Source organism: Streptomyces thermospinosisporus (assembly GCF_039526425.1).
Taxonomy (GTDB): domain Bacteria; phylum Actinomycetota; class Actinomycetes; order Streptomycetales; family Streptomycetaceae; genus Streptomyces; species Streptomyces thermocarboxydovorans.
In genome coordinates, this window is the sequence record NZ_BAAAIZ010000015.1 from 9,385 (window position 1) to 32,034 (window position 22,650).

A 22,650-nucleotide genomic window follows, 5' to 3' on the forward strand; every position below is an offset into this window, starting at 1 on the left:
TATGAAGGAGACATGGACGTGACGACGGATGCGGCGGCTCCGTGGCTGATCGCGGGTCTGGGCAATCCGGGGCCCGATTACGCGGGGAACCGGCACAACGTGGGGTTCATGGTCGCGGATCTGCTGGCGGAGCGCATGGGCGGGCGGTTCAAGCGGTCCGGGAAGGCCCAGGCGCAGGTGGTGGAGGGCCGGATCGGTCCTCCGGGCCCGATGTCCCGGCGGGTGGTGCTGGCGAAGCCGATGTCGTACATGAATCTGTCCGGCGGGCCGGTGAACGCGCTGCGGGAGTTCTACAAGGTGCCGGTGGATCATGTGGTGGCCATCCATGACGAGCTGGACATCGACTTCGGCACGCTGCGGCTGAAGCGGGGCGGCGGGGACAACGGTCACAACGGGCTGAAGTCGCTGACGAAGGCGTTCGGTCCGGACTATCACCGGGTGCGGTTCGGGATCGGGCGTCCGCCGGGGCGGATGCCGGTGGCCGATTTCGTGCTGCGGGACTTCTCGCCGGCGGAGCGCAAGGAGCTGGACTACTTCGTGGACCGGGCGGCGGACGCGGTGGAGTGCCTGGTGATCGAGGGCCTGGAGCGGGCGCAGAGTACGTACAACTCCTGACTTGTCCCCCGCATGAGTTGACCGACCACAGAGGTATGGCCAAAGATCGCGGCCATGCCTTCTGCGGTGCTCTCTTTCGGACGGGTCGCGGCGATGGGCACGGTGACCGTGCTGATCCTGATCGCCGGGGTGTGGGCGTCCTGGGGCTCGGCGCAGCACGTGATGCTGACCAAGGGGCGCGAGCGGGGCGCGGTCGAGGTGACGCAGTGCCGGCAGGGCACGTGCAGCGGCCCCTACACGCCGGTCTCGGCGGGCTCGCAGCCGCGGGACCGGGTGGTGCTGGAGGACTCGGTGGCCGTCACCGAGGGCGAGACCTATGCGGTGGTGCTGAAGCCGGGCGGAACGCAGGCCGTGCGGTCGGGCCCGGGCGGGGTGCTGTACGCGTGGGTGCCGCTGGGCGGTGCGCTGCTGCTGGCGTCGGTGGTGGTGGCGGGCGGCCTGCGCAGGACGCGGCCGGCGTGGGTGCTGGCCGGGTCGGGGGTGGCGCTGCTGACGGCGGCCTTCGTGCTGGTGTGATCCCTGGCCGGTGTGATTCCCGGCGGGCGTGGTCCCTGATGTGACGGCGGCGCCCGCCGTCGTACGGCCGTACGGCGCCACATGTGCCGCTGTCGTACGGCCCCGGATGTGACGGTGCCCCCGTGCTCGCGTGGAGCGCGGGGGCACCGCTGTGTGTGCGGGCCTTGGGTCAGCCGGTGTTGCGCAGGCCCGCCGCCACGCCGTTGACGGTGAGCAGCAGGGCGCGGGAGAGCAGCGGGTCGGGCTCCTCGCCGGCGGCGGCCGCGTCGCGCTGCCGCTTGAGCAGGGCGACCTGGAGGTAGGAGATGGGGTCCAGGTAGGCGTCGCGGATGGCGAAGGTCTGCTTCAGGACGGGCTGGGCGTCGAGGAGTTCCTTCTCGCCGGTGACGCGCAGCACCTCGGCGACGGTCAGCTCGTGCTCGGCCTCGATGGTGTCGAAGACGTGCTTGAGCTCGTCGGGGACGAGGGTGTCGACGTAGTGCCGGGCGATCCGCAGGTCGGTCTTGGCGAGGGTCATCTCGACGTTGGAGATGAAGTTGCGGAAGAAGTGCCACTGCTCGTGCATCTCGTCGAGCACGGTGTCCAGGCCGGCCTCGCGCAGCGCCTTGAGTCCGGAGCCGACGCCGAACCAGCCGGGGACGATCTGCCTCGACTGGGTCCAGCCGAACACCCAGGGGATGGCGCGCAGCCCGTCCAGGCCGGCGCCGGAGTCGGGGCGGCGGGAGGGGCGGGAGCCCAGGTGCAGGTCGGCGAGCTGGTCGACGGGGGTGGAGGCGAAGAAGTAGGCGGGCAGGTCGGGGTCCTCGACCAGGCGCCGGTAGGCGGCGTGGGCGGCGTCGGAGACGACGTCCATGGCGGCGTCCCAGCGGGCGAGGGCCTCGTCGGACTGGCGGGGCGCGGTGTGCAGGGCGGAGGCCTGCAGGGTGGCGGCCACGGTCAGTTCCAGGTTCTCCCGGGCGAGGGCCGGGATGAGGTACTTGTCGGAGATGACCTCGCCCTGCTCGGTGACCTTGATCTCGCCCTCGAGGGTGCCCCAGGGCTGGGCGAGGATGGCGTCGTGGGTGGGGCCGCCGCCGCGGCCGACGGTGCCGCCGCGGCCGTGGAAGAGGCGCAGGCGGACGCCGTAGCGGTGGGCGACGTCGCGCAGGCGGCGCTGGGCGCGGTGGATCTCCCACTGGCTGGTGGTGATGCCGCCGAACTTGGAGGAGTCGGAGTAGCCGAGCATGACCTCCTGGACGTCGCCGCGCAGCGCGACCAGGCGCCGGTAGGACGGGTCGGAGAGCATGTCCTCGAGGATGGTGTCGGCGGCCTTGAGCTCGTCGGTGGTCTCCAGCAGCGGCACGATGCCGATCCTGGCCCAGCCGGCGTGCAGGTCGATCAGGCCGGCCTCGCGGGCGAGGACGGCGGCGGCGAAGACGTCGTCGGCGCCCTGGCACATGGAGATGATGTAGGACTCGATGACCTCGGGTCCGAAGACCTCCAGGGCCCGCTTGATGGTCTGGAAGACGCCGAAGGTCTTCTGGCCTGCCGCGTCGACGGGCGGCGGGGTGGGGGCGAGGGGCCGGCGGGAGCGGAGTTCCTTGGCGAGGAGCTTGGTGCGGTAGTCGCGTGGCATGTCGGCGTAGCGCCAGGACTCCTCGCCGAGCCGGTCGAACAGCTGGCCGAGGGCGTGGTGGTGGGCGTCGGCGTGCTCGCGGACGTCCATGGTGGCGAGCTGGAGGCCGAAGGCGGCGATGGTGCGGATGGTGCGGGCGAGGCGCCCGTCGGCGAAGAGGCCGCCGCGGTGCTCCCTGAGCGAGGTCTGCAGGATGCGCAGGTCGGCGAGGAGTTCGCCGGTGCCGAGGTAGTCGCGGCCGGGCTCGTGCGGGGTGCCCTTGGCGAGGCGCTGCTTGGTGTTCTGCAGCTTCTGGCGGATGCAGGTGGCCTTGAGCCGGTAGGGCTCCTCGGCGTTGAGGCGCTTGTAGCGGGGGCTGATCTCGGGGAGGTTGTCGAGGTCGGCCTTGAGGGAGGTGAGCAGTTCCTCGGTGGCGTCGGCGTAGCGGATGGAGTTGGAGAGCAGTCCGCGCAGCTCGTCGATCATCTCCAGCGCGTCGTTGATGCCGTGCTCGTGCTGGAGGATCAGGACCTCCCAGGTGACCTGGGGGGTGACGTTGGGGTTGCCGTCGCGGTCGCCGCCGATCCAGGTGCCGAAGGTGAGGGGGCGGGTGTCGTCGGGGAGCTTGACGCCGACGCGTTCCAGTTCGGCGGTGAGGTCCTCCAGGACGTCGCCGACGGCTTCGGCGTACAGCTCGTCGAGGTAGTAGATGGCGTTGCGGGCCTCGTCGGCGGGTTCGGGGCGGGCGACGCGCAGTTCGTCGGTCTGCCAGACGAGGTCGATGTTCTCGGCCAGCCGGGTGTCCAGGCGCCGCCGGTCGGAGGCGATGACCGGGGTGTCGAGGAGGGCGGCGATGCGGCGGAGCTTGTTGAGGACCGAGCGGCGTGCGGCCTCGGTGGGGTGGGCGGTGAAGACGGGCCGCACGTTGAGGTGGTGCACGGTCTGGCGCAGGTGCTCGGGGTCGGCGTCCTTGAGCCGGTCGGCGGTGCGGGTGAGCGCGCCGCCCTCGGCCGCGCGCCGGGCGCGCAGTTCGCGTCCGCGGTGCACCTGTTCGGTGACGTTGGCCAGGTGGAAGTAGGTGGAGAAGGCGCGCACCAGCTTGGCGGCGGTCTCGAGTTCTGTGCCGCGCAGCAGCTCGGCGGCGGCCTCGCCGTCCTCCCGGGTGAGGCGGCGGACCTTCTCGACGAGCTCCAGCAGCTCGGGGCCCTCCTGCCGGACCAGGGTCTCCCCGAGGAGGTCACCCAGTCGGCGGATGTCGGCACGCAGTTCGGCGCTCGTCGTGGTGGTCTGGTCGTCGGCACTGCTCACAGGTGCGGCTCCTTGCAGTGTTGAAGCTCGTCTGGGAGGGAACCCGGACGGCGTCGCGCGCGGCGGGCGCCGCATACGAAATGGGGCGTCCGGGAAGAATTCCGAGCGGACCGCGCTGTCCGACCGACTCCCAGGATAGGTGTCGGGCGGGACGCGCAGGCTCGCGGGCTCTTGCCGCCGGGCGACGCACTGCCATACTTACGAAGCCGTAGGTTACGGGACCGTAGGAACTCCTCCCGGTTCCGGCAGCCCCGGCACCACCCCCGTCCGCATACCCCACAGGGGACACGCATGACCTCAAGCTCCGATGTGATCGAAGAAGCCCCGAAGGCATCTGGATCCGACGTCGCCGCCGCGCCCTCCGCCACGCTGGGTGGTGAGCGCAAGCGTTCCATCGAGCAGATCACGCTGCTGCTCTTCATCATCGTTCCGTTCCTGGCGCTGCTGGCCTCCGTGCCGCTGGCCTGGGGCTGGGGGGTGAGCTGGCTGGACCTCGGTCTGCTGGTGTTCTTCTACTTCCTCGGGTGCCACGGCATCACCATCGGTTTCCACCGGCACTTCACCCACGGCTCGTTCAAGGCGAAGCGGCCGCTGAAGATCGCGCTGGCCATCGCCGGGTCGATGGCGGTCGAGGGGCCGCTGGTGCGGTGGGTGGCCGATCACCGCAAGCACCACAAGTTCTCCGACGCCGAGGGCGACCCGCATTCGCCGTGGCGGTACGGGGAGACGATCCCGGCGCTGATCAAGGGCCTGTGGTGGGCGCACATCGGCTGGATGTTCGACGAGGAACAGACGCCGCAGGACAAGTACGCGCCGGATCTGATCAAGGATCCGACGATGCGGCGGATCTCCCGCCTGTTCGTGCTGTGGACGTCGCTGTCGCTGCTGCTGCCGGCGCTGATCGGCGGGCTGGTGACGATGTCCTGGTGGGGCGCCTTCACCGGATTCTTCTGGGGTTCACTCGTCCGGGTGGCGCTGCTCCATCACGTGACGTGGTCGATCAACTCCATCTGCCACGCGGTCGGCAAGCGGCCGTTCAAGTCGCGGGACCGTTCGGGCAATGTGTGGTGGCTGGCCGTGCTGTCGTGCGGTGAGTCCTGGCACAACCTGCACCACGCCGACCCGACGTCGGCGCGGCATGGCGTGGAGCGCTGGCAGCTGGACTCCTCGGCGCGGCTGATCCGCTGGTTCGAGCTGCTGGGCTGGGCGTACGACGTGCGGTGGCCGTCACGCTCGCGTATCGATTCCCGCCGTAACACCACCGATGTCGGCTCCCGGCGCCGGAAGGAGACCGTCGAGGCGGCATGATGGTCGCCGTGGCCGACTCCAGCAGCATCCCGAGCAATGACAAGCCGCGGCGCACGCGCCGGACCCGGATGACCGGTGCGGAGCGCCGCCAGCAGCTACTGGAGATCGGCCGCACCCTCTTCGCGGCGAAGGGCTTCGAGGGCACGTCGGTGGAGGAGATCGCGGCGAAGGCCGGGGTGTCCAAGCCGGTGGTGTACGAGCACTTCGGCGGCAAGGAGGGCCTGTACGCGGTGGTGGTGGACCGGGAGATGCGGCGCCTGCTGGACATGGTGACCAGCTCGCTGACGGCCGGCCACCCGCGTGAGCTGTGCGAGCAGGCGGCGTTCGCGCTGCTGGACTACATCGAGGAGTACACGGACGGGTTCCGCATCCTGGTCCGTGACTCCCCCATCCCGCAGTCGACGGGGTCGTTCGCCTCGCTGATCTCGGACATCGCGACCCAGGTGGAGGACATTCTGGGCCGCGAGTTCAAGTCCCGGGGCTTCGATCCGAAGCTGGCGCCGCTGTACGCGCAGGCGCTGGTCGGCATGGTGGCACTGACGGGCCAGTGGTGGCTGGACGTGCGCAAGCCGAAGAAGGCGGAGGTGGCGGCGCATCTGGTGAATCTGGCGTGGCACGGCCTGGACGGCCTGGAGCCGAAGCCGCGGCTGATCGGGCACCGCAAGAGCTGAACCCTTACTGCGACCGCGCCCCCTGCCCGTCGGGCGCGGCTCCCCTCCCCCGTCCCCCGGGCCGGTCAGGCGTCCTCCCGGACGGGTTCGAGGAACTCCAGGCGGTTGCCGACCGGGTCGGCGGTGAAGAAGCGCAGGTGACCCGGCAGGTTGTCGTCCCAGGTGACGGGGGCGCCGTGCCGGTCGAGCCGGTCGGCGTACTGCCGGATCCCGCTGACCCGGATGCCGGGGTGGGCCTTCCTGGCGGGACGGAAGCCGTTCTCGATCCCCAGGTGCAGCTGGACGGATCCGGACTGGAACCAGCAGCCGCCGCGGGGGGCGAGCGCGGGCGGCTTGGGGATCTCCCGCATGCCGAGGATGCCGCCGTAGTAGTCGCGCAGCAGGTCCTCGCTGCCGGCGGGCGCGGCGAGCTGGACGTGGTCGAGTGCGGTGATCACGGCGGGTGCTCCGCCGGCCGGTGAGGGCGCCTCCTTCGCGGTCTTGTGGGCGACGGCGAAGAGGCGGCGGAAGGGGAAGGCTGTACCGTGCGGGCCCGGCGGGTAGGCGGTGCGCAGGGCGGCCCGGTACTCCTCGAGGAAGGCCTCGCGCCGCTCGGGCTCGTCGGCGAGGGCGGTGAGCACGGGCCGCAGTCCGGTGCCCTTCACCCAGTCCAGGACGGGGTCCTCGCCGGTGAGCAGGTGGAGGTAGGTGGTCTCCCAGACGTCGGCGGTGCAGCCGAGGGCGGTGAGGCGGGCGAGGTAGTCCTGCGGGGCGAGCACGGCGTCGCTGTGGCGCAGGACGTGGCCGATGCCGTGCCGGTGGGCGATCTCGCGCATCAGGGCGTGGCTCGGGGCGTCGAAGTTGCCGGGGATCTGGAAGGCGAAGGTTCCGCCGGGGTTCAGCGCGGCCGCCCAGTCGGCGAACCGGTCGGCGTGGCCCGGCACCCATTGCAGGGTCGCGCTGCTGATGATCAGGTCGTACGGCTCCTCGGGCGTCCAGGTGCGCAGGTCGGCGTGGACTAAGTCGAGGTGCCCGCCGCCCGGGGTGGGGCCGGCGTGGTGGGTGCGGGCCGCGTCGAGCATCTCGGGCGAGTTGTCGTAGCCGGTGATGCGGGCGGCGGGCCAGCGTTCGGCGAGCAGGGCGGTGACATTGCCGGCGCCGCAGCCGAGGTCGGCGATGCGGGGCGCGGGCGTCGCCGGTACCGGGATGCGGGCGAGGAGCTCGGTGGTGGGCCGGGTGCGGTGGCCGGCGTGGCGCAGGTACTGCGCGGGGTCCCAGGTGGGGGTGACGGTCATCGGTCCTCCCGTGAGCTGTCGGACGCGTACCCACCCTGCAATCCCTATTCCTTGATGTCAAGAGACTCGACATCAAGAGACTTCACATCGACACAACCACTACACTGATCGCCATGGAGGACGAGGTCGATCGGCTGGTCGCAGCGTGGCGCCGGGAGCGCCCGGACCTCGACGTGGAACCGCTCGAGGTGCTCAGCCGGGTCAGCAGGCTCGCCCGGCATCTGGACCGGGCGCGCAGGCTCGCCTTCGCCGAGCACGGGCTCGAGCCCTGGGAGTTCGACGTGCTGACCGCGCTGCGCCGCGCGGGCGCCCCCTACCAGCTCTCGCCGGGGCAGCTGCTCACCCAGACGCTGGTGACCTCCGGCACGATGACCAACCGCATCGACCGCCTCGCCAAGAAGGGCCTGGTGGAGCGGCTGCCCGACCCCACCGACCGGCGCGGTGTGCTGGTCCGGCTCACCGCCGAGGGACGCGACCGCGCCGACCAGGCCCTGGCCGGGCTGCTGGACCAGGAGCGGGCCATCCTCGCCGAGCTGTCCCGGGCGCAGCGCAGTGAACTGGCCGCCCTGCTACGCCAGCTGACCGCCCCGTTCGACAACATCCCCGGATAGGTCGACCGGTCCGACGCCCGCGCGGCGGGCGAGGGCGACCGCGGCGAGCGTGGAGTGGACGCCCAGCTTGCCGAGCACGTTCTGCATGTGCGTCCGCACCGTGTGCGGGGAGAGATACAGCCGCTCGGCGACGGCCTTGCGGCCCAGGCCCGCCACCATGCAGCGCAGCACCTCCCGCTCCCGCGGGGTGAGGGACTCCACCAGCCGCTCGCTCTCGGTGCGGTGCTTGCGGGCCGCGGTCAGCTCGCGCAGCACGCCGGTGAGCAGCGCGGGCGGCAGATGCGTCTCGTCGCGCAGCACGCCCCGGATGACGGTGAGCAGCCGGTTCAGCGAGCAGTCCTTGGCCACCCAGCCGGAGGCGCCGGCCTGCAGCGCGGAGGCCGCCCGCCGGGGGTCGTCCTTCTCGGCGAGCACCACGATCCGCACCTGCGGCTGGGCCGTGCGCACCCCGGCGACCAGGGCCATCCCGTCGACGAGGCCGTCCTCGTCGCCGTCCTGCACGGGCACCGCCGGACGGCCGCCGGGCACCTTGCCGCCCAGATCGGCGTCGACGAGCATCACGTCGAAGCGGCGCCCCTCGGAGGCGGCCCGCTCCAGACAGCGCAGCGCGGCCGGGCCGCTGCCGGCCGCGGCCACCTCGACATCCGGCTCCGCCGCCAGGGCCGCGGCCAGCGACTCGGCGAAGATGCGGTGGTCGTCGACGACCAGGACTCGGATGCGTACCACGAAACCCCCTTCCCCGAGCTCTTCCGCAGAGCAGGGGATCGCTCACCGGCCCACCGGCACTGTTCATCAGGGTACGGACGGGGGCCGGGAGCGGAAGGTTATTCACAGAACTGGCGGTCCTGGCGCGTTTAGGGTGAGCCGCATGTTTCGTTTGGAGACAGAAGTCGACAAGGCCCGACGTGATCTGCTCCGCAAGCGTCTGCGGGACACCGATACGGCGGCGTCCCCCGTGCTGCGCGCCCTGCGCGGCACCTCCGGCGAACGCGAGAACCCCCTGCATGTGTGGGCCATGGACGACTTCGGCGGCCTCGCGGGTGGCCTGGTCGGCCACACCTGGGCCTCCTGGCTCCACGTCGGCTACCTGTGGGTGGACGAGCGCCACCGGGGCACCGGCCTCGGCAGCCGTCTCCTGGCGCATGCCGAGCACCTCGCCGCCACCGAACGCGCCTGCGCCTCCGCCCGCGTGGAGACCTGGGACTTCCAGGCCCCGGACTTCTACCGGAAGCAGGGCTACGAGGTGGTGTGCGAGATCCCCGACTATCCGCCGGGGATCACCGAGTACACGCTGGTCAAGAAGCTGGTGACCCGGCACCGGTGAGCCGGTCGAGGCGCCGGGCGCCGGCCGACGGCACGGCCTCGAAGACGCGGGGCGGGGTGAGGTCCGCGGCGGCGAAGGCCTCCTCCACCGCCTTGGTGACGGCCGGGACGTCGGTGCTCTCGGTCAGCACGATCGCCGAGCCGCCGAAGCCGCCGCCGGTCATGCGGGCGCCGAGGGCCCCGGAGGCGAGAGCCGTCTCGACGACCAGGTCCAGCTCGCGGCAGGAGATGCGGAAGTCGTCGCGCAGCGAGGCATGCCCCTCGACCAGCACGGGCCCGATCGCCCGGATGTCACCCGCTTCCAGCAGCTCCACGACCCGCTCCACCCGCTGATTCTCCGTCACCACATGACGGACCAGCCGGCGCACCTCCTCCTCGTCGCCCAGCTGCGCCAGCGCCGCGTCCAAGCCGTCGTAGGGGATGTCGCGCAGGGCGTCGACGCCGAGCAGCGCCGCGCCCTTCTCGCAGCCCGCGCGGCGTTTGCCGTACTCGCCCTCGCTGTGGCTGTGCTTGACCTGGGTGTCGACGACGAGCAGGCGCAGGCTCTCGGCCTCGAGGTCGAAGGGGATCTGACGCTGCGAGAGGTCCCGGGTGTCGAGGAACAGCGCGTGCCCGTCCTCGCAGCAGGCGGCGGCCGTCTGGTCCATGATGCCGACCGGCGCGCCGACATAGACGTTCTCGGCGCGCTGGCAGAGCCGGGCCAGCTGCCAGCCGCGCAGGCCCAGGGAGAACAGGTCGTTCAGGGCCGAGGCCACCACGACCTCCAGGGCGGCCGAGGAGGACAGACCGGCGCCGGCCGGGACCGTGGACGCCAGATGGATGTCCGCCCCGGTCACGGCGTGACCGGCCTCCCGCAGCGCCCACACCACGCCCGCCGGATAGGCGGTCCAGTTCTTGTCCGACCCGGGTGCCAGGCCGTCCACGCTCATCTCCGCGACCGGCTCGGGCACGTCCGCGGAGTGCAGGCGCAGCACGCCGTCGTCGCGGCGGGCGACGGCCGCGACCGCGGTGTGCGGCAGCGCGAACGGCATCACGAAGCCGTCGTTGTAGTCGGTGTGCTCGCCGATGAGGTTGACGCGGCCCGGTGCCGCCCACACCCCGTGCGGCTCGGCCCCGTACAGCCGGGTGAACTCCGCTGCCACCGTCCCGCTCATCCGCTGCCCCTTCATCGGACGTCCTCAGCCGCGCGCCGCTGGGCGAACTCCCACGCGTCCGCGACGATGCCGGCGAGGTCGGTGCGCTTCGGCCTCCAGCCCAGCTTCTCGCGGGCGGCGTCGGCGGAGGCCACCAGCACCGCCGGGTCGCCGTCCCGGCGGGGTGCCACGGCCTCGGGGACCGGGTGGCCGGTGACCCGGCGGACGGTGTCGACGACCTCGCGGACGGAGAAGCCGTTGCCGTTGCCGAGGTTGCAGATGAGGTGCTCGCCGGGGGTGGCGGCGCGCAGCGCCAGCAGGTGGGCCTCGGCGAGGTCGGCGACATGGATGTAGTCGCGCACGCAGGTGCCGTCCGGGGTGGGGTAGTCGTCGCCGTAGACCGAGATGGCCTCCCGCCTGCCCTGCGCGACCTGGAGGACCAGCGGGATGAGGTGGGACTCGGGGTCGTGCCGCTCGCCGTGGTCGCCGTAGGCGCCGGCCACGTTGAAGTAGCGCAGGGAGACCGCGCCCAGGCCGTGGGCGGCGGCCTCGCCGCTGATCATGTGGTCGACGGCGAGCTTGGAGGCGCCGTAGGGGTTGGTGGGGGCGGTGGGGGCGGACTCGGAGACGGGCACCTCGGCCGGCTCGCCGTAGGTCGCCGCCGTGGAGGAGAACACCAGGGTGCGCACGCCCGCCTCGCGCATCGCGGCGAGCAGCGCCATGGTGCCGCCGACGTTGTTGTCCCAGTACTTCTCGGGCCGCACGAACGATTCGCCGACCTGGGAGAAGGCGGCGAAGTGCAGCACCGCGTCGTACGACGGATCCAGCCATTTGGCGGAGTCGCGGATGTCGCCCTCGATGAACGAGGCGCCCTCGGGCACGCCCTCGCGGAAGCCCGTGGAGAGATTGTCGAGGACGACGACCTCGCCGCCGGCCTCGATCAGATGCTGGGCGACGACGCTGCCGACATAACCCGCACCCCCGGTGACCAGGTACTTCCCGCTCATGAAGTGGCTACCTCCCGCAGTCGCTGGGCCGCGCGCTCCGGCGGCACGTCATTGATGAAGACGTTCATGCCGGACTCGGAACCCGCGAGGAACTTCAGCTTGCCGGAAGTGCGGCGGATGGTGAAAAGCTCGAGGTGCAGTGCGAAGTCGTCGCGTGTCACGCCGCCGTACTCCTCCAGCGGGCCGAACGGCGCCTGGTGCCAGGCGGCGATGTACGGCGTCGGGGGCTCGTCGGTGCCGAAGATCCGGTCGAAGCGCCGCAGCAGCTCCAGATAGACGGGGGCGAACTCCGCGCGTGCCGCCTCGTCGAGGCCGAGCAGGTCGGGGACCCGGCGCTTGGGGTAGAGGTGGACCTCGTACGGCCAGTGCGCCGCGTACGGCACGAAGGCGGCCCAGTGGTCACCCTCCAGGACGACACGTTCCCCGGCGAGTTCCCGCTCCAGCACCGCGTCGAAGAGGTTCTCCCCGCTGGTCGCCGCCTTGTGCGCCGCCACTTGGCGCAGCATCAGGGCGGTGCGGGGGGTGGTGAACGGGTAGGCGTAGATCTGCCCGTGCGGGTGCTGGAGGGTGACGCCGATCTCGGCACCCCGGTTCTCGAAGCAGAAGACCTGCTCGACGGCAGGCAGATGCGACAGCTCCGAGGTCCGGTCCGCCCAGGTCTCCAGGACCAGCCGGGCCTGCTGCTCGCTCAGGTCGGCGAAGGAGGCGTCGTGGTCGGAGGTGAAGCACACGACCTCGCAGCGGCCGGAGTCCCCGGCCAGCGAGGGGAAGCGGTTCTCGAAGACGACCACGTCGTACGACGAGTCCGGGATCTCGCTGAGCCGGTCGCCCTCGGAGGGGCACAGGGGGCATTCGTCGGCCGGCGGGTGATAGGTGCGGCCCTGCCGGTGGGAGGCGATGGCGACGCTGTCCCCGAGCAGCGGGTCGCGGCGGATCTCCGACGTGGTGACGGTGACGTCCAGCGGGCGGCGGTCGGGCGCGTCGCGGACGGTGTCGTCGCTGAGGTCGTAGTAGATGAGCTCGCGACCATCGGCCAGTCGGGTCGAGGTCTTCTTCACGCCGGACGCTCCATTCGAGCCGCACTGTTCAACAGAACTCAACATACCAAAACACGACTCACCACCCACGTCAACATCACAATCAAACAAAGCTCATCAACAAAAGTGTTCATTTTCGGAACGCGCAGGTAGGTTCCCGCAGGTATCGGTTCGCGCAAGAAGCGAGTACTCATGCAGACCCCCACAGGTTTCCCACCCCCCACCCAGCTGGCGGCCGAGCTGCGGCTGCCCACCAACTGGCTCGACTACACGATCCTCGGGATCTACTTCGTGGTCGTCCTGGGCATCGGCTTCGCCGCCCGGGCCTCGGTCAAGACCAGCCTGGACTTCTTCCTCTCCGGGCGCTCACTGCCCGCCTGGGTCACCGGCCTGGCCTTCATCGCCGCCAACCTGGGCGCCACCGAGATCCTCGGCATGGCCGCGAACAGCGCGCAGTACGGCGTCTACACCACCCACTGGTACTGGATCGGCGCCATCCCGGCGATGGTCTTCCTGGGCCTGGTGATGATGCCCTTCTACTACGGCTCCAAGGTCCGCTCGGTCCCGGAGTTCCTGCTGCTGCGCTTCGACAAGGCCGCACACCTGCTCAGTGCGGTCCTGTTCGCCTGCGCCGCCATCCTCATCGCCGGCGTCAACCTCTACGCCCTGGCGATCGTGGTCGAGGCCCTGCTGGGCTGGCCGGAATGGGTGGCCATCGTCGTCGCCGGCTTCTTCGTGCTCGCCTACATCACCCTCGGCGGCCTGTCCTCGGCGATCTACAACGAGGTGCTGCAGTTCTTCGTGATCCTCGCGGCGCTCATCCCGATCACCGTGCTGGGCCTGCGGAGCGTGGGCGGCTGGGACGGCCTGTCCGACAAGCTCACCGCCTCCCACGGCGACAACTTCGTGACCGCCTGGGGCGGCACCGGCATCGGCAGCGACAACCCGCTCGGCGCCAACTGGCTGACCATCGTCCTCGGCCTCGGCTTCGTGCTCTCCTTCGGCTACTGGACGACCAACTTCGCCGAGGTGCAGCGCGCGCTGTCCGCGAAGAACCTGTCCGCCGCCCAGCGCACCTCGCTGATCGCCGCATACCCGAAGATCTTCATCGTCTTCCTGGTGATGATTCCCGGCCTGGTCGCGGCGGCGGTCGTCCCGCAGTTCGGCACCCCCGAGTCGGGCTACCAGTACAACGACGCCATCCCCTACCTGATGCAGCAGCTGCTGCCCAACGGTGTCCTGGGCATCGCGGTGACCGGTCTGCTCGCCGCGTTCATGGCCGGCATGGCGGCCAACGTCTCCTCCTTCAACACGGTGTTCACCAACGACATCTGGAAGAAGTACGTGGTCAAGCGCCGCGAGGACACCTACTACGTGAGGTTCGGCCGGCTGATCACCGCCATCGGCGTGCTGGCCTCCATCGGCACGGCCTTCCTGGCGTCCTCCTTCTCGAACATCATGGCCTACCTGCAGACGTTGTTCTCCTTCTTCAACGTCCCGATGTTCGTGGTCTTCATCATCGGCATGTTCTGGAAGCGGGCCTCGATGAAGTCCGGCTTCTGGGGCCTGATCGCCGGCACCACGGCCGCGATGGTGAACTACTTCTGGATCTACAAGCAGGGCATCATCGACATCCCCTCCGACCAGGGCGCCAACTTCGTCTCCGCGATCGCGGGCTTCGTCGCCGGTGCGGTCGTCATGGTCGCGGTCACCCTCTTCACCGCGCCGAAGCCGGCCGACGAGCTGCAGGGCCTCGTCTACGGCACGCGCTCGCCCGGCATGGCGGAGCCGCCCGCCCCCGGTGACGATGCCTGGTACCGCAAGCCGGCGCTGCTCGGCTGGGGCGCGGTGATCCTGGCTGCCGCCTGCTACATCCCCTTCTCGTTCTGATCGCGGGAGAATGGAAAGACCATGTCCGAACACTTCTCCGAGCGGGAGCTCCAGCAGGAAGTCACCGAGCTGGAGACCAAGTCCGCGACGGCGGCACGCCTCTTCGACATCCGCCGCATCATCGGAGGCCTCTTCGTCCTCTACGGCGTCATCATCATGATCGCCGGCTTCACCGCGTCCGACGCGGCCATCGACAAGGCCGAGGGCGTCAACATCAACCTCTGGACCGGCCTCGGCATGCTCCTCCTCGGCCTCTTCTTCCTCCTCTGGCTCAAACTCTCCCCCACAGTCCCCCCACCCCCCACAACCCCGGACGAGCCCGACTCCCCCACCACCGACGCCTGACCTTCTCCAACCCCGGCCCGCACCGAGCGCCCCTTCGCTACCTCCGGCGCTGGTGCGGGCCGAGGTTGGCATCTTCACGTGCCCTGCGTGTCACCTGAGAATCCCGGCCGACGCGCTCCAGCCCCGCGCACCGGGGCGTGAGGCAAGCCGGCTCGCCACCGAGCTGCGGGAACTACTGGACTCACGGATCCACGCCGGTGTATCCCTGCGCGAGGCCGCCGCCCTGCTGCACGCCCACCCCACCCACCTGATCCGCTGCTTCAAGCAGGCATACGGCCTGCCGCCACACACCCACCTCACCGGCAAACGCATCGATCAGGCCCGTCGGCTTCTCCTGGACGGCCACCGCCCCGCCGAGGTCGCCACAACCGTCGGATTCCACGACCAAGCCCACCTGAACCGGCACTTCACACGCCACGTGGGCACCACACCCGCGCGCTACAAGCGCACTCGCACCGGCTCTCCCCCCATCTCCTCCTGACTCTGCGTCGGATGCTCAGATCCCATCGCCTCTGCAGCACCGCCTCCACGCCAACCCGGCGAACCTATGCGGTCAGGGCACCAGGAAGGCGCGGCTGGTAGCCGCGTGCGGCGAGCAACCGAAGCGGGCCGTAGGCGGCCGCGGACGCGCGCGGCGGGGAGGGGCCGGGGTGGTGGTGTCCGCCCGCAGCGGCCGGCGCGTCCGCGCCAGTAGTCCGTTAAGAAGCCGATTTCGCGCCAGACCGAGGACGGATACCACCACCCCGGCCCCGACTCACCCACCCACTGTGGGCGCTACGCGCACCCCCACCGGAGCCGCAGTTGCGCCGCAGGCATGGCCACGCGAACCCCCACCCACCCGCAGGCGAGGTCAGTCCTCCCGGGACAGGGGGCGGTCGGCTCGGTCGAGGAGGCCGGTGCGGGCGGCCAGGGCGGCCGCTTCCAGGCGGGAGCCGACACCCAGTTTCATCAGGACCCGCTGCACGTGGGTGCGTGCGGTGGACGGCGCGATACCCATGCCCGCCGCGATCACCCGCGTGTCCTCCCCGTCCGCGACCCGCACCAGCACCTCCACCTCCCTCGGCGTCAGCATCTCCAGCAACCGCTGCCCCTCGTCATCCGGCTGCGCCGCAGGATTGAGCAACTCCGAGAACGCCCCCTGCAACAACGCCGGCGCCACCGCAGCCTCCCCCGCCCGAGCCTTCATGATCGCCCGCTCCACCCCCTCGATCCGCTCGTCGTGCCGCACATACCCCGACGCCCCCGCCGCGAACGCCGCCGCGATCCCGCGAGGACTCGGCACCGGCCCCAGCACCACCACCGCCACCTGCGGCCGCTCCCGCTTGATCTTGACCACCGGATCGAAGATCCCCGGCTCCGCAGGCGCCGCCGTCCCCAGCAGACACACCTCCGGCACCCTGCTGATCACCAGATCCGCGGCCCCCGCCACCGGCGCCGCCGCGGCCAGCACCCGGTGCCCGCGCAGCTTCAGCGCGGACGCCAGCGCCTCCGCCAGCAACCGGTGGTCGTCGACGACGATCAGCCGCACTCCCATAGAGAACCCCCCAGTCCCCCCAATAAATCTCACCCACCCATACGCAAGTGCACACCCGGTGGATGCCCCCGGAAGCTACACGCTTGTTCGACGTTGCGCTCCCCCTACCGGCGAGAATCGCCCCGGATCACCGAAATTCTCGCATTCGATGACGATGAGCGCAGGATGAGCTGTACGCGAACGGCCCCGCCCCTGAACAGGGGCGGGGCCGCAACCGCGCCTGATGGATCACCCCGGATCAATCCGGATCACTCCAGATCACCCGGAACGGGCCGGGACCGGACCGGCATCAGTTCGTGCCGAAGGCGATCGCCAGATACCGCTTCTCGTCCGAGCTGGAGAAGTCGCTCGCGTACACACCGGACATGAACAGCCGGCCCTCGCTGAAGCGGATCTCGGAGTACTCCGGCGAAAACCGCGTCTCCACGTCCCGCACCGACTCCGTCGCCGGGTTCTCCAGCAGCAGCGTCTGCTTGAAGGTCCCGCCGTCGATGCTGACGATCTGACCGCCCTTGTCGTACGGAGGCCGCTTGTACGCCAGGATGTTGCCGCCGTCCATGCGCAGCGGAGTGATCGTGTAGTCGTCACCCGCGTCGGCCCGCTGCCCGGTCTGCTTGCCGGTGCTCAGGTCGAACGCCACGATCTCGTTCGTCTCGCCGAACTTGCTGGTGCCGCTCTCGTGCTCCTCGGTCGGGATGTACAGCCGGTCGTTGCCGACCGCCAGCCCGCTGCACTTCTCGATCTCGCTGATGCCGTCGCACTTCGCCGCGTAGTCGTCGCCCGGGGCGGAGATGCGCGTGCGCAGCTTGCCGGTCTTGTTGTCGATCGAGAAGAAGTCCGAGATGCCACTGCCGTCGCCCGCGGACTCATTCACGTCGGCGGCCACGACCAGCGGATCGGTGGAGACGACCGCTGCGTACTCGATCCCCTCGTCCATCTTGTACTCGGAGATCACCTTGCCGGACTTCGGGTCGATGGTCTGGATGTGCAGCTGACGCTGCTTGTACGAACCGCACTTGCGGACCGCGACCATCTTCGGACCGCCGCCGTACCCGGCGTCGTAGCAGGTGTCGGAGGTCTTGGGCGCCCACAGCTGCTTGCCGGAGGTGATGTCCCAGGCGGCACCGCCGCTGGTGCTGCCCGCGGCGACCGTGGTGCCGCTGAGGGTGACGTTGCTGAACCGGATGGGGAACGTGCCGGTCTTGGCCGTCTTGTTCCACAGCTTCTTGCCGGCCTTCAGGTCGATCGCGGCGACCTCGGTGCAGCTCTGCGGGTCGGTCTTGGTCGGCATGGCCGGCTTGTAGACGATCGCCGTCTTGCCGTCCTCGGTGACGTGGTCGGTGGCCGTGCACACCGGGCCGGGCAGGTCGATCGTCCAGAGCTTGCCGCCCTTGTCACGGTCGTAGCCGACGATCTCGGCGATGCCGCTCTTGGCGTAGACCGTGTCGGTCACCCAGGAGCCGGCCGTGGTGATGGACTTCTGGTCCTTGGGCAGCTTCGGCTCGGGCACCTGGAAGAGCACCCTGGACTTCGGGTCGGCCGGGGCCTTCTCCTTGCCGCCGGACGAAGTGCCGCCGGAGCCGCCGTTCTTGGCGTCCTTGCCACCGGAGTTGGCGGTGTCCTTCTTGCCGTCGTCCTTGCCGGAGCCGGCGTACCAGACGCCGCCGCCGATGATCAGTGCGATGGCCACGACCGCGGAGACGATGATGGCCAGCTGTGCGTTGATCTTCCGCCCGCCGCCGGTCCCGCCGGGCTGCGGCGGGGTCGGCACGGTGGCCTGCGGATAGCCGTAACCGGGCTGCCCGTAGCCGGGCTGGCCGTAGCCGGGCTGGCCGTACTGCGGCTGCCCGTACGGGCCGGACGGCTGCTGCCCGGGGTACCCGTAACCGGCCGGAGGCTGGGGCGGCTGCGGCTGCTGCGGATAGCCGTACCCCGGCCCCTGCGGAGCCGCCGGAGGAGTCGCCGGCGCGGCGGGCGGCGTCTGCGGGGACTGCGGAGCCTGCGGGTAGCCGTAACCCGGCTGCGGCTGGGGGGCCTTGCCCAGGTCGGGCCCGCCCGGCGCCGCCGGCGGCTGCTGGGCCGGAGGCTGCGGCGGCTGCGCGGGCTGCTGCGGGGACTGCTGGGGCTGCTGGGGCTGCTGCCCGGCAGGGTCCTGCGGCGGGCCGAAACCGGGCTGCTGCGGCGGCTGGTTGGGCGGCGGGGGCGGCTGCGTCATGACGTGGGTACCTCGGGTGTGCGGGAGAAGGGACGGACGACGACGGGGCATGAGGGCGGTCGCGCGGGCATCTGCTGCTCCGCGCCACGCCTCACTTGCCGTAGGCGAGCATCAACTTCTCCTTCGCGTCGTCGTTTCCGGTCAGCCGGGTGGTCGAGAGGTAGAACCGCCCGTCGACCCAGTCGATCGCCCTGCTGTAGAAGCTGCTCTCGATCTCCGCGATGCCCTGCGGGTTCTGCAGCAGCTTCGCCGGCTTGTGGTCGCCGCCGGCGATCGGGATGGACACCACCTGGCCGCCCGCGCTGTAGGAGGGCTCCACGTAGGCGATGAGCTTCCCCGCGAGGACCTTCATCGGGATCATCGACTCGCTGGCCGGGGACTTCTGCCGCCAGCTCTCCTTGCCGTTGGCGAGGCTGATCGCGACGATCTCGTTGGCGCCGGTGGTCGCCTTGGTGGGCAGGAAGAGGGTGTCGCCGTCGACGACGGCGCCCGAGCAGCCCTGGAGTTCACGGTTGAGGATGCCCCAGCCGCACTTGGGGTCGAAGTCCTCGTCCACGTCGACCTGCGCGCGCACCTTCCCGGAGGAGGTGAAGCCGGCGATGTTCCAGGCCTTCTTGTCCTCGTTGGTGGCGTAGATGACGACCGGGTCGACGGAGTACGCCTTGGAGATCCGCCAGCCCTTGTCGTACTTGTAGGTCCACTTGACCTTGCCGGTCTTCGGGTCGAGCTCCTGGAGCTCGTCGTGCTCGTTGTCGCCGCCGGCGCCGCAGGAGGCGACCTGGATGAGGCGATCGCCGCCCGCGAAGGCGGACGGGAAGCAGGAGTCGCTGTACTTCTTCTTGTCGTACAGCTTGTCGCCGGAGTTGACGTCGTAGGCCGTGCCGGACATGGAGCGGCCCACCATCAGCGTGTCACCGGCGAGCGTCAGCTCGAGGGAGATCGTGGAGTCGAACAGATCGCCCTCGGAGACCTCGATCTTCCAGCCCTTCTCACCGGTGTTGAGGTCGACGAGCTGGAGCTGGTTGCACTTGGCGCGCTGGCCGGCGCCGCTCATGTAGGCGACGACGATCTTGTCGTTGTCGGTCTTCTCCGGGGTGACCGAGCAGATCTTCTGCGGGAAGGTGATGGCCTCCCAGGTGGGCTTGCCGTCCGTGACGTTGAACGCGAACAGCTGCTTGTAGGCGGCCTTCACGGCGGCCTTCTTGGTGATCCACATGCCGGGGGCGTCGGCGCCGCTGCCGGGCGCGTCGGGCGCCTCCTTGTACCAGAGCACCTTGGACTCGCCGGGCTGGCGGCCCTCGTTGAGGTCCTCCGCCTCCTCGTCGCCGGCCCCGCTGCCGTCGCCCGGGTTGACCGGGGCGTCCGACCCGTTCGGCTTGCCGTCCTCGGTCTTCTCCGCGACGGGCTTCTTGTCCTTGTCGTCCTTGCCGTCACCGGACACGGCCCACACCGTGCCGCCGACGATCAGCACCGCGGCGGCCACGGCGGCGCCGATGGCGAGGGCGGGCTTGCTCTTGAACGGGTTGCGCGAACCGCCGGGCCCGCCGGGCGGGGTGCCGGGGGCGCCGGGGAACTGCGGCTGCGGCGGGTAGCCGTAGCCGGGCTGGCCGTAGGGTCCGGGCTGCTGCGGCTGGCCGTAGGGACCGGAGTTGTACGGGCCGGGCTGGGCGTACGGTCCCGGCTGCTGCGGCGGCTGCTGCGGGTAGCCGTACCCGGGCTGGGGCGCGCCGGGAGGCGGGCCCTGCGGGGGCGGTGGAGTCTGCGGTGCTCCGAAGCCACCCGGTGGCGGATCCTGCGGTGCTCCGAAGCCACCCGGCTGCGGCGGCTGGCTGGGCGGCTGGCTCATCAGCGCGTTCCCCCCTGTTGCTCACTGATTTCTCGCCACGTCTCCGGTGGTGCGCCGGTCCCGGATGTGTGCGCGGGCAGTGACTCCTGCAGTTCTCAGACGGCTCTTTCTATCACCCGCCGCCGACGGGCCACCTGGCCCCGCCCGCCCCTGTTCCCAAGGGAGGACCGGCCTGTGATGCCTCCGTTACGCGCCTTCACGCCCTCTTCACGCCTCGCGCGCCCGGCGCGCACGCCCTCAGACCTCCTCGGCGAGTTCCAGCCAGCGCATCTCCAGTTCCTCGCGCTGACCTGCCAGGGTCCGCAGTTCGGCGTCGAGTTCGGCCACCTTCGCGAAGTCCGTGGCGTGCTCGGCGATCCGGGCGTGCAGCTCGGTCTCCTTCTCGGAGATCCGGTCGAGCTGCCGCTCGATCTTCTGCAGTTCCTTCTTGGCGGCGCGCAGATCGGCCGCGCTCTTCTCCGGCTTGCCGGAGGTGCCGGGGGTGGCCTGTTCGGTGCGGGCGGCGGGCACGGAGGCCGCCGCGGCCTCCTCCATGCGCTTGCGCCGCTCCAGGTACTCGTCGATGCCGCGCGGCAGCATCCGCAGGGTGCCGTCGCCGAGCAGGGCGAACACGCGGTCGGTGGTCCGCTCGATGAAGTAGCGGTCGTGGGAGATGACGATCATCGAGCCGGGCCAGCCGTCGAGGAGGTCCTCGAGCTGGGTGAGGGTCTCGATGTCGAGGTCGTTGGTGGGCTCGTCGAGGAAGAGGACGTTGGGCTCGTCCATCAGCAGCCGCAGCAGCTGCAGCCGCCGCCGCTCACCGCCGGACAGGTCGCCGACGGGCGTCCACTGCTTCTCCTTGTTGAAGCCGAAGGTCTCGCACAGCTGCCCGGCGGTCATCTCCCGGCCCTTGCCGAGGTCGACGCGCTCGCGCACCTGCTGCACGGCCTGCAGCACCCGCCAGGTGGGGTCGAGTTCCGCGACCTCCTGGGAGAGGTAGGCGAGCTTCACCGTCTTGCCGACGCGGATGCGTCCGCCCGCGGGCTGCACCTCGCCCTCGCTGCGCGCCGCCTCGGTGAGCGCCCGCAGCAGGGAGGTCTTACCGGCGCCGTTGACCCCGACCAGGCCGATGCGGTCGCCCGGGCCGAGCTGCCAAGTCACGTGCTTCAGCAGCACCTTGGGGCCGGCCTGGACGGTGACGTCCTCCAGGTCGAACACGGTCTTGCCGAGCCGCGAGGAGGCGAACCGCATCAGCTCGCTGCTGTCGCGGGGCGGCGGCACGTCCTTGATGAGCTCGTTGGCGGCCTCGACGCGGAAGCGGGGCTTGGAGGTACGGGCGGGGGCGCCGCGCCGCAGCCAGGCCAGCTCCTTGCGGACCAGGTTCTGCCGCTTGGCCTCCTCGCTGGCGGCGATGCGCTCCCGCTCGGCGCGGGCGAAGACGTAGTCGGAGTAGCCGCCCTCGTACTCGTAGACGGTGCCGCGCTGCACGTCCCACATGCGGGTGCACACCTGGTCGAGGAACCACCGGTCGTGGGTGACGCACACCAGCGCCGAGCGGCGCTCGCGCAGATGCCGGGCGAGCCAGGCGATGCCCTCGACGTCGAGATGGTTGGTCGGCTCGTCCAGGACGATCAGGTCCTGCTCCTCGATGAGCAGCTTGGCCAGGGCGATGCGCCGCCGCTCGCCGCCGGACAGCGGTCCGATGACGGTGTCGAGGCCCTTGGGGAAGCCGGGCAGGTCGAGCCCGCCGAACAGACCGGTCAGCACGTCCCTGACCTTGGCGTCGCCCGCCCACTCGTGGTCGGCCATGTCCCCGATGACCTCGTGCCGGACGGTGGCCTCGGGGTCGAGGGAGTCGTGCTGGGTGAGCACGCCGAGCCGCAGCCCGCCGGAGTGCGTCACCCGCCCGCTGTCGGCCTCCTCCAGCTTGGCGAGCATCCGGATGAGGGTGGTCTTGCCGTCCCCGTTGCGTCCGACGACGCCGATCCGATCCCCCTCGGAGACGCCGAGGGACACCCCGTCGAGCAGTGCACGGGTGCCGTACACCTTGCTGACGTTCTCGACATTGACGAGGTTGACAGCCATTTCTCTCCTGCCAGGGGGGATGGATCGGTCCCAGCGTAGTCGGGGACGACCGGGCCCCTTCCCGCAGTTGTGATCGTCGCAGGAGCGGATGATCGTCCCAGTTCTCTTACGGAACGGCTGATCGTCCCGCTCTCTCCCGGAGCGGGGGACCGTCCCGTCGGCCGTCTCCGGAGCCCGTGAGCGCCCGGCCGGTCGCCTCCGGAGCGCGTGTGACCGTTCCGGCCGGCCGCCTGCGGAGCCGTTGATGGCCCCGCTCAGCCGGCCGGCACCACCGTGGCGCCCGGTACCGGGCCCGCCGCCACACGCACCGCGCGGCAGGTGCCGCCGGCGCTCAGGGCCGCGGCGACGGCGGGCGCCCA

General features: G+C 70.6%; 18 protein-coding genes and 2 pseudogenes. 9 read left to right on the plus strand and 11 right to left on the minus strand.

Annotated features, from left to right (window positions below; genetic code table 11):
* Window positions 1-12 precede the first annotated feature (12 nt).
* Together pth and ABD207_RS06835 are read left to right on the plus strand one after the other, a co-directional pair.
* Window positions 13-615, plus strand: a complete 603-nt coding sequence (pth, locus tag ABD207_RS06830) for an aminoacyl-tRNA hydrolase (RefSeq protein ID WP_344010883.1) — start codon at window positions 13-15, stop codon at window positions 613-615.
* 54 nt (window positions 616-669) lie between these two features.
* The gene (locus tag ABD207_RS06835) at window positions 670-1,131 is read left to right on the plus strand and encodes a hypothetical protein (RefSeq protein WP_344010846.1); all 462 of its coding nucleotides are present in this window, start codon (window positions 670-672) and stop codon (window positions 1,129-1,131) included.
* Between the two features lie 169 nt (window positions 1,132-1,300).
* On the opposite strand, the gene ppc is transcribed toward ABD207_RS06835, so the two are convergent.
* Window positions 1,301-4,033 carry a phosphoenolpyruvate carboxylase gene (gene ppc / locus ABD207_RS06840; RefSeq protein WP_344010847.1) on the minus strand — a complete coding sequence of 911 codons (2,733 nt, stop codon included), beginning with the start codon at window positions 4,031-4,033 and terminating at the stop codon, window positions 1,301-1,303.
* A gap of 291 nt (window positions 4,034-4,324) precedes the next feature.
* On the opposite strand from ppc, the gene ABD207_RS06845 reads away from it, so the two are divergent.
* Window positions 4,325-5,341 carry an acyl-CoA desaturase gene (locus ABD207_RS06845; protein WP_344010849.1) on the plus strand — a complete coding sequence of 339 codons (1,017 nt, stop codon included), beginning with the start codon at window positions 4,325-4,327 and terminating at the stop codon, window positions 5,339-5,341.
* Window positions 5,338-6,012: a TetR/AcrR family transcriptional regulator gene (locus ABD207_RS06850; RefSeq protein ID WP_344006955.1), complete on the plus strand. Its 675-nt coding sequence runs from the start codon at window positions 5,338-5,340 to the stop codon at window positions 6,010-6,012. Before ABD207_RS06845 ends, ABD207_RS06850 begins: the two co-directional genes overlap by 4 nt.
* A gap of 473 nt (window positions 6,013-6,485) precedes the next feature.
* Here ABD207_RS06850 and ABD207_RS06855 read toward each other — a convergent pair.
* Window positions 6,486-7,286: pseudogene (locus tag ABD207_RS06855) on the minus strand (trans-aconitate 2-methyltransferase); the annotation flags it as partial.
* 113 nt (window positions 7,287-7,399) lie between these two features.
* Here ABD207_RS06855 and tamR point away from each other — a divergent pair.
* Window positions 7,400-7,897, plus strand: a complete 498-nt coding sequence (tamR, locus tag ABD207_RS06860; protein ID WP_344006957.1) for a MarR family transcriptional regulator TamR — start codon at window positions 7,400-7,402, stop codon at window positions 7,895-7,897.
* On the opposite strand, the gene ABD207_RS06865 is transcribed toward tamR, so the two are convergent.
* The gene (locus tag ABD207_RS06865; RefSeq protein WP_344006959.1) at window positions 7,856-8,623 is read right to left on the minus strand and encodes a LuxR C-terminal-related transcriptional regulator; all 768 of its coding nucleotides are present in this window, start codon (window positions 8,621-8,623) and stop codon (window positions 7,856-7,858) included. The two genes, tamR and ABD207_RS06865, sit on opposite strands and share 42 nt — an antisense overlap.
* A 142-nt stretch (window positions 8,624-8,765) precedes the next feature.
* Between ABD207_RS06865 and ABD207_RS06870 the strand changes: the two genes are divergently transcribed.
* Complete coding sequence (locus ABD207_RS06870; protein ID WP_344010851.1) at window positions 8,766-9,221, plus strand: GNAT family N-acetyltransferase; 456 nt, start codon at window positions 8,766-8,768, stop codon at window positions 9,219-9,221.
* Here ABD207_RS06870 and galK read toward each other — a convergent pair.
* Genes galK through galT form a run of 3 tightly spaced genes read right to left on the minus strand, consistent with a single transcriptional unit; the run spans window position 9,193 to window position 12,418 of the window.
* Complete coding sequence (galK, locus tag ABD207_RS06875; RefSeq protein WP_344010852.1) at window positions 9,193-10,374, minus strand: galactokinase; 1,182 nt, start codon at window positions 10,372-10,374, stop codon at window positions 9,193-9,195. The two genes, ABD207_RS06870 and galK, sit on opposite strands and share 29 nt — an antisense overlap.
* 11 nt (window positions 10,375-10,385) lie before the next feature.
* Window positions 10,386-11,360 (minus strand): UDP-glucose 4-epimerase GalE, encoded by a 975-nt coding sequence (gene galE, locus ABD207_RS06880; RefSeq protein ID WP_344010854.1) that lies wholly within the window; start codon window positions 11,358-11,360, stop codon window positions 10,386-10,388.
* Window positions 11,357-12,418 carry a galactose-1-phosphate uridylyltransferase gene (gene galT, locus ABD207_RS06885; RefSeq protein WP_344010856.1) on the minus strand — a complete coding sequence of 354 codons (1,062 nt, stop codon included), beginning with the start codon at window positions 12,416-12,418 and terminating at the stop codon, window positions 11,357-11,359. Before galT ends, galE begins: the two co-directional genes overlap by 4 nt.
* A gap of 171 nt (window positions 12,419-12,589) precedes the next feature.
* Between galT and ABD207_RS06890 the strand changes: the two genes are divergently transcribed.
* From ABD207_RS06890 to ABD207_RS06900, 3 genes are read left to right on the plus strand one after another with little or no spacing between them, the layout of a single operon-like run.
* The gene (locus ABD207_RS06890; RefSeq protein WP_344010858.1) at window positions 12,590-14,287 is read left to right on the plus strand and encodes a sodium:solute symporter family protein; all 1,698 of its coding nucleotides are present in this window, start codon (window positions 12,590-12,592) and stop codon (window positions 14,285-14,287) included.
* A gap of 21 nt (window positions 14,288-14,308) precedes the next feature.
* Window positions 14,309-14,632: a hypothetical protein gene (locus tag ABD207_RS06895; protein WP_344010860.1), complete on the plus strand. Its 324-nt coding sequence runs from the start codon at window positions 14,309-14,311 to the stop codon at window positions 14,630-14,632.
* A 52-nt stretch (window positions 14,633-14,684) separates the two neighbouring features.
* A complete protein-coding gene (locus ABD207_RS06900) occupies window positions 14,685-15,113 on the plus strand; it encodes a helix-turn-helix transcriptional regulator (RefSeq protein ID WP_425580636.1) in 429 nt (142 codons plus the stop codon).
* 369 nt (window positions 15,114-15,482) lie between these two features.
* Here ABD207_RS06900 and ABD207_RS06905 read toward each other — a convergent pair whose 3' ends face one another.
* From ABD207_RS06905 to ABD207_RS06925, 5 genes and pseudogenes are all read right to left on the minus strand, one after another.
* Window positions 15,483-16,166: a helix-turn-helix transcriptional regulator gene (locus tag ABD207_RS06905; RefSeq protein WP_344010862.1), complete on the minus strand. Its 684-nt coding sequence runs from the start codon at window positions 16,164-16,166 to the stop codon at window positions 15,483-15,485.
* Window positions 16,167-16,455: 289 nt separating this feature from the next.
* Complete coding sequence (locus tag ABD207_RS06910; protein WP_344010864.1) at window positions 16,456-18,381, minus strand: outer membrane protein assembly factor BamB family protein; 1,926 nt, start codon at window positions 18,379-18,381, stop codon at window positions 16,456-16,458.
* 91 nt (window positions 18,382-18,472) lie between these two features.
* Window positions 18,473-20,227: an outer membrane protein assembly factor BamB family protein gene (locus tag ABD207_RS06915; protein ID WP_344010866.1), complete on the minus strand. Its 1,755-nt coding sequence runs from the start codon at window positions 20,225-20,227 to the stop codon at window positions 18,473-18,475.
* A 237-nt stretch (window positions 20,228-20,464) separates the two neighbouring features.
* Window positions 20,465-22,291 (minus strand): ABC-F family ATP-binding cassette domain-containing protein, encoded by a 1,827-nt coding sequence (locus ABD207_RS06920; RefSeq protein WP_344010868.1) that lies wholly within the window; start codon window positions 22,289-22,291, stop codon window positions 20,465-20,467.
* A gap of 254 nt (window positions 22,292-22,545) precedes the next feature.
* A pseudogene (locus ABD207_RS06925) lies at window positions 22,546-22,650 on the minus strand (4-(cytidine 5'-diphospho)-2-C-methyl-D-erythritol kinase); the annotation flags it as partial.

What these genes read in the sequence shown, in the direction of transcription:
- pth (WP_344010883.1), top strand. Translation starts at nt 13, where the DNA reads ATGGACGTGACGACGGATGCGGCGGCTCCGTGGCTGATCGCGGGTCTG.
- ABD207_RS06835 (WP_344010846.1), top strand. Translation starts at nt 670, where the DNA reads ATGCCTTCTGCGGTGCTCTCTTTCGGACGGGTCGCGGCGATGGGCACG.
- ABD207_RS06845 (WP_344010849.1), top strand. Translation starts at nt 4,325, where the DNA reads ATGACCTCAAGCTCCGATGTGATCGAAGAAGCCCCGAAGGCATCTGGA.
- ABD207_RS06850 (WP_344006955.1), top strand. Translation starts at nt 5,338, where the DNA reads ATGATGGTCGCCGTGGCCGACTCCAGCAGCATCCCGAGCAATGACAAG.
- tamR (WP_344006957.1), top strand. Translation starts at nt 7,400, where the DNA reads ATGGAGGACGAGGTCGATCGGCTGGTCGCAGCGTGGCGCCGGGAGCGC.
- ABD207_RS06870 (WP_344010851.1), top strand. Translation starts at nt 8,766, where the DNA reads ATGTTTCGTTTGGAGACAGAAGTCGACAAGGCCCGACGTGATCTGCTC.
- galK (WP_344010852.1), bottom strand. Translation starts at nt 10,374, where the DNA reads ATGAGCGGGACGGTGGCAGCGGAGTTCACCCGGCTGTACGGGGCCGAG.
- galE (WP_344010854.1), bottom strand. Translation starts at nt 11,360, where the DNA reads ATGAGCGGGAAGTACCTGGTCACCGGGGGTGCGGGTTATGTCGGCAGC.
- ABD207_RS06890 (WP_344010858.1), top strand. Translation starts at nt 12,590, where the DNA reads ATGCAGACCCCCACAGGTTTCCCACCCCCCACCCAGCTGGCGGCCGAG.
- ABD207_RS06895 (WP_344010860.1), top strand. Translation starts at nt 14,309, where the DNA reads ATGTCCGAACACTTCTCCGAGCGGGAGCTCCAGCAGGAAGTCACCGAG.
- ABD207_RS06905 (WP_344010862.1), bottom strand. Translation starts at nt 16,166, where the DNA reads ATGGGAGTGCGGCTGATCGTCGTCGACGACCACCGGTTGCTGGCGGAG.
- ABD207_RS06910 (WP_344010864.1), bottom strand. Translation starts at nt 18,381, where the DNA reads ATGACGCAGCCGCCCCCGCCGCCCAACCAGCCGCCGCAGCAGCCCGGT.
- ABD207_RS06915 (WP_344010866.1), bottom strand. Translation starts at nt 20,227, where the DNA reads ATGAGCCAGCCGCCCAGCCAGCCGCCGCAGCCGGGTGGCTTCGGAGCA.
- ABD207_RS06920 (WP_344010868.1), bottom strand. Translation starts at nt 22,291, where the DNA reads ATGGCTGTCAACCTCGTCAATGTCGAGAACGTCAGCAAGGTGTACGGC.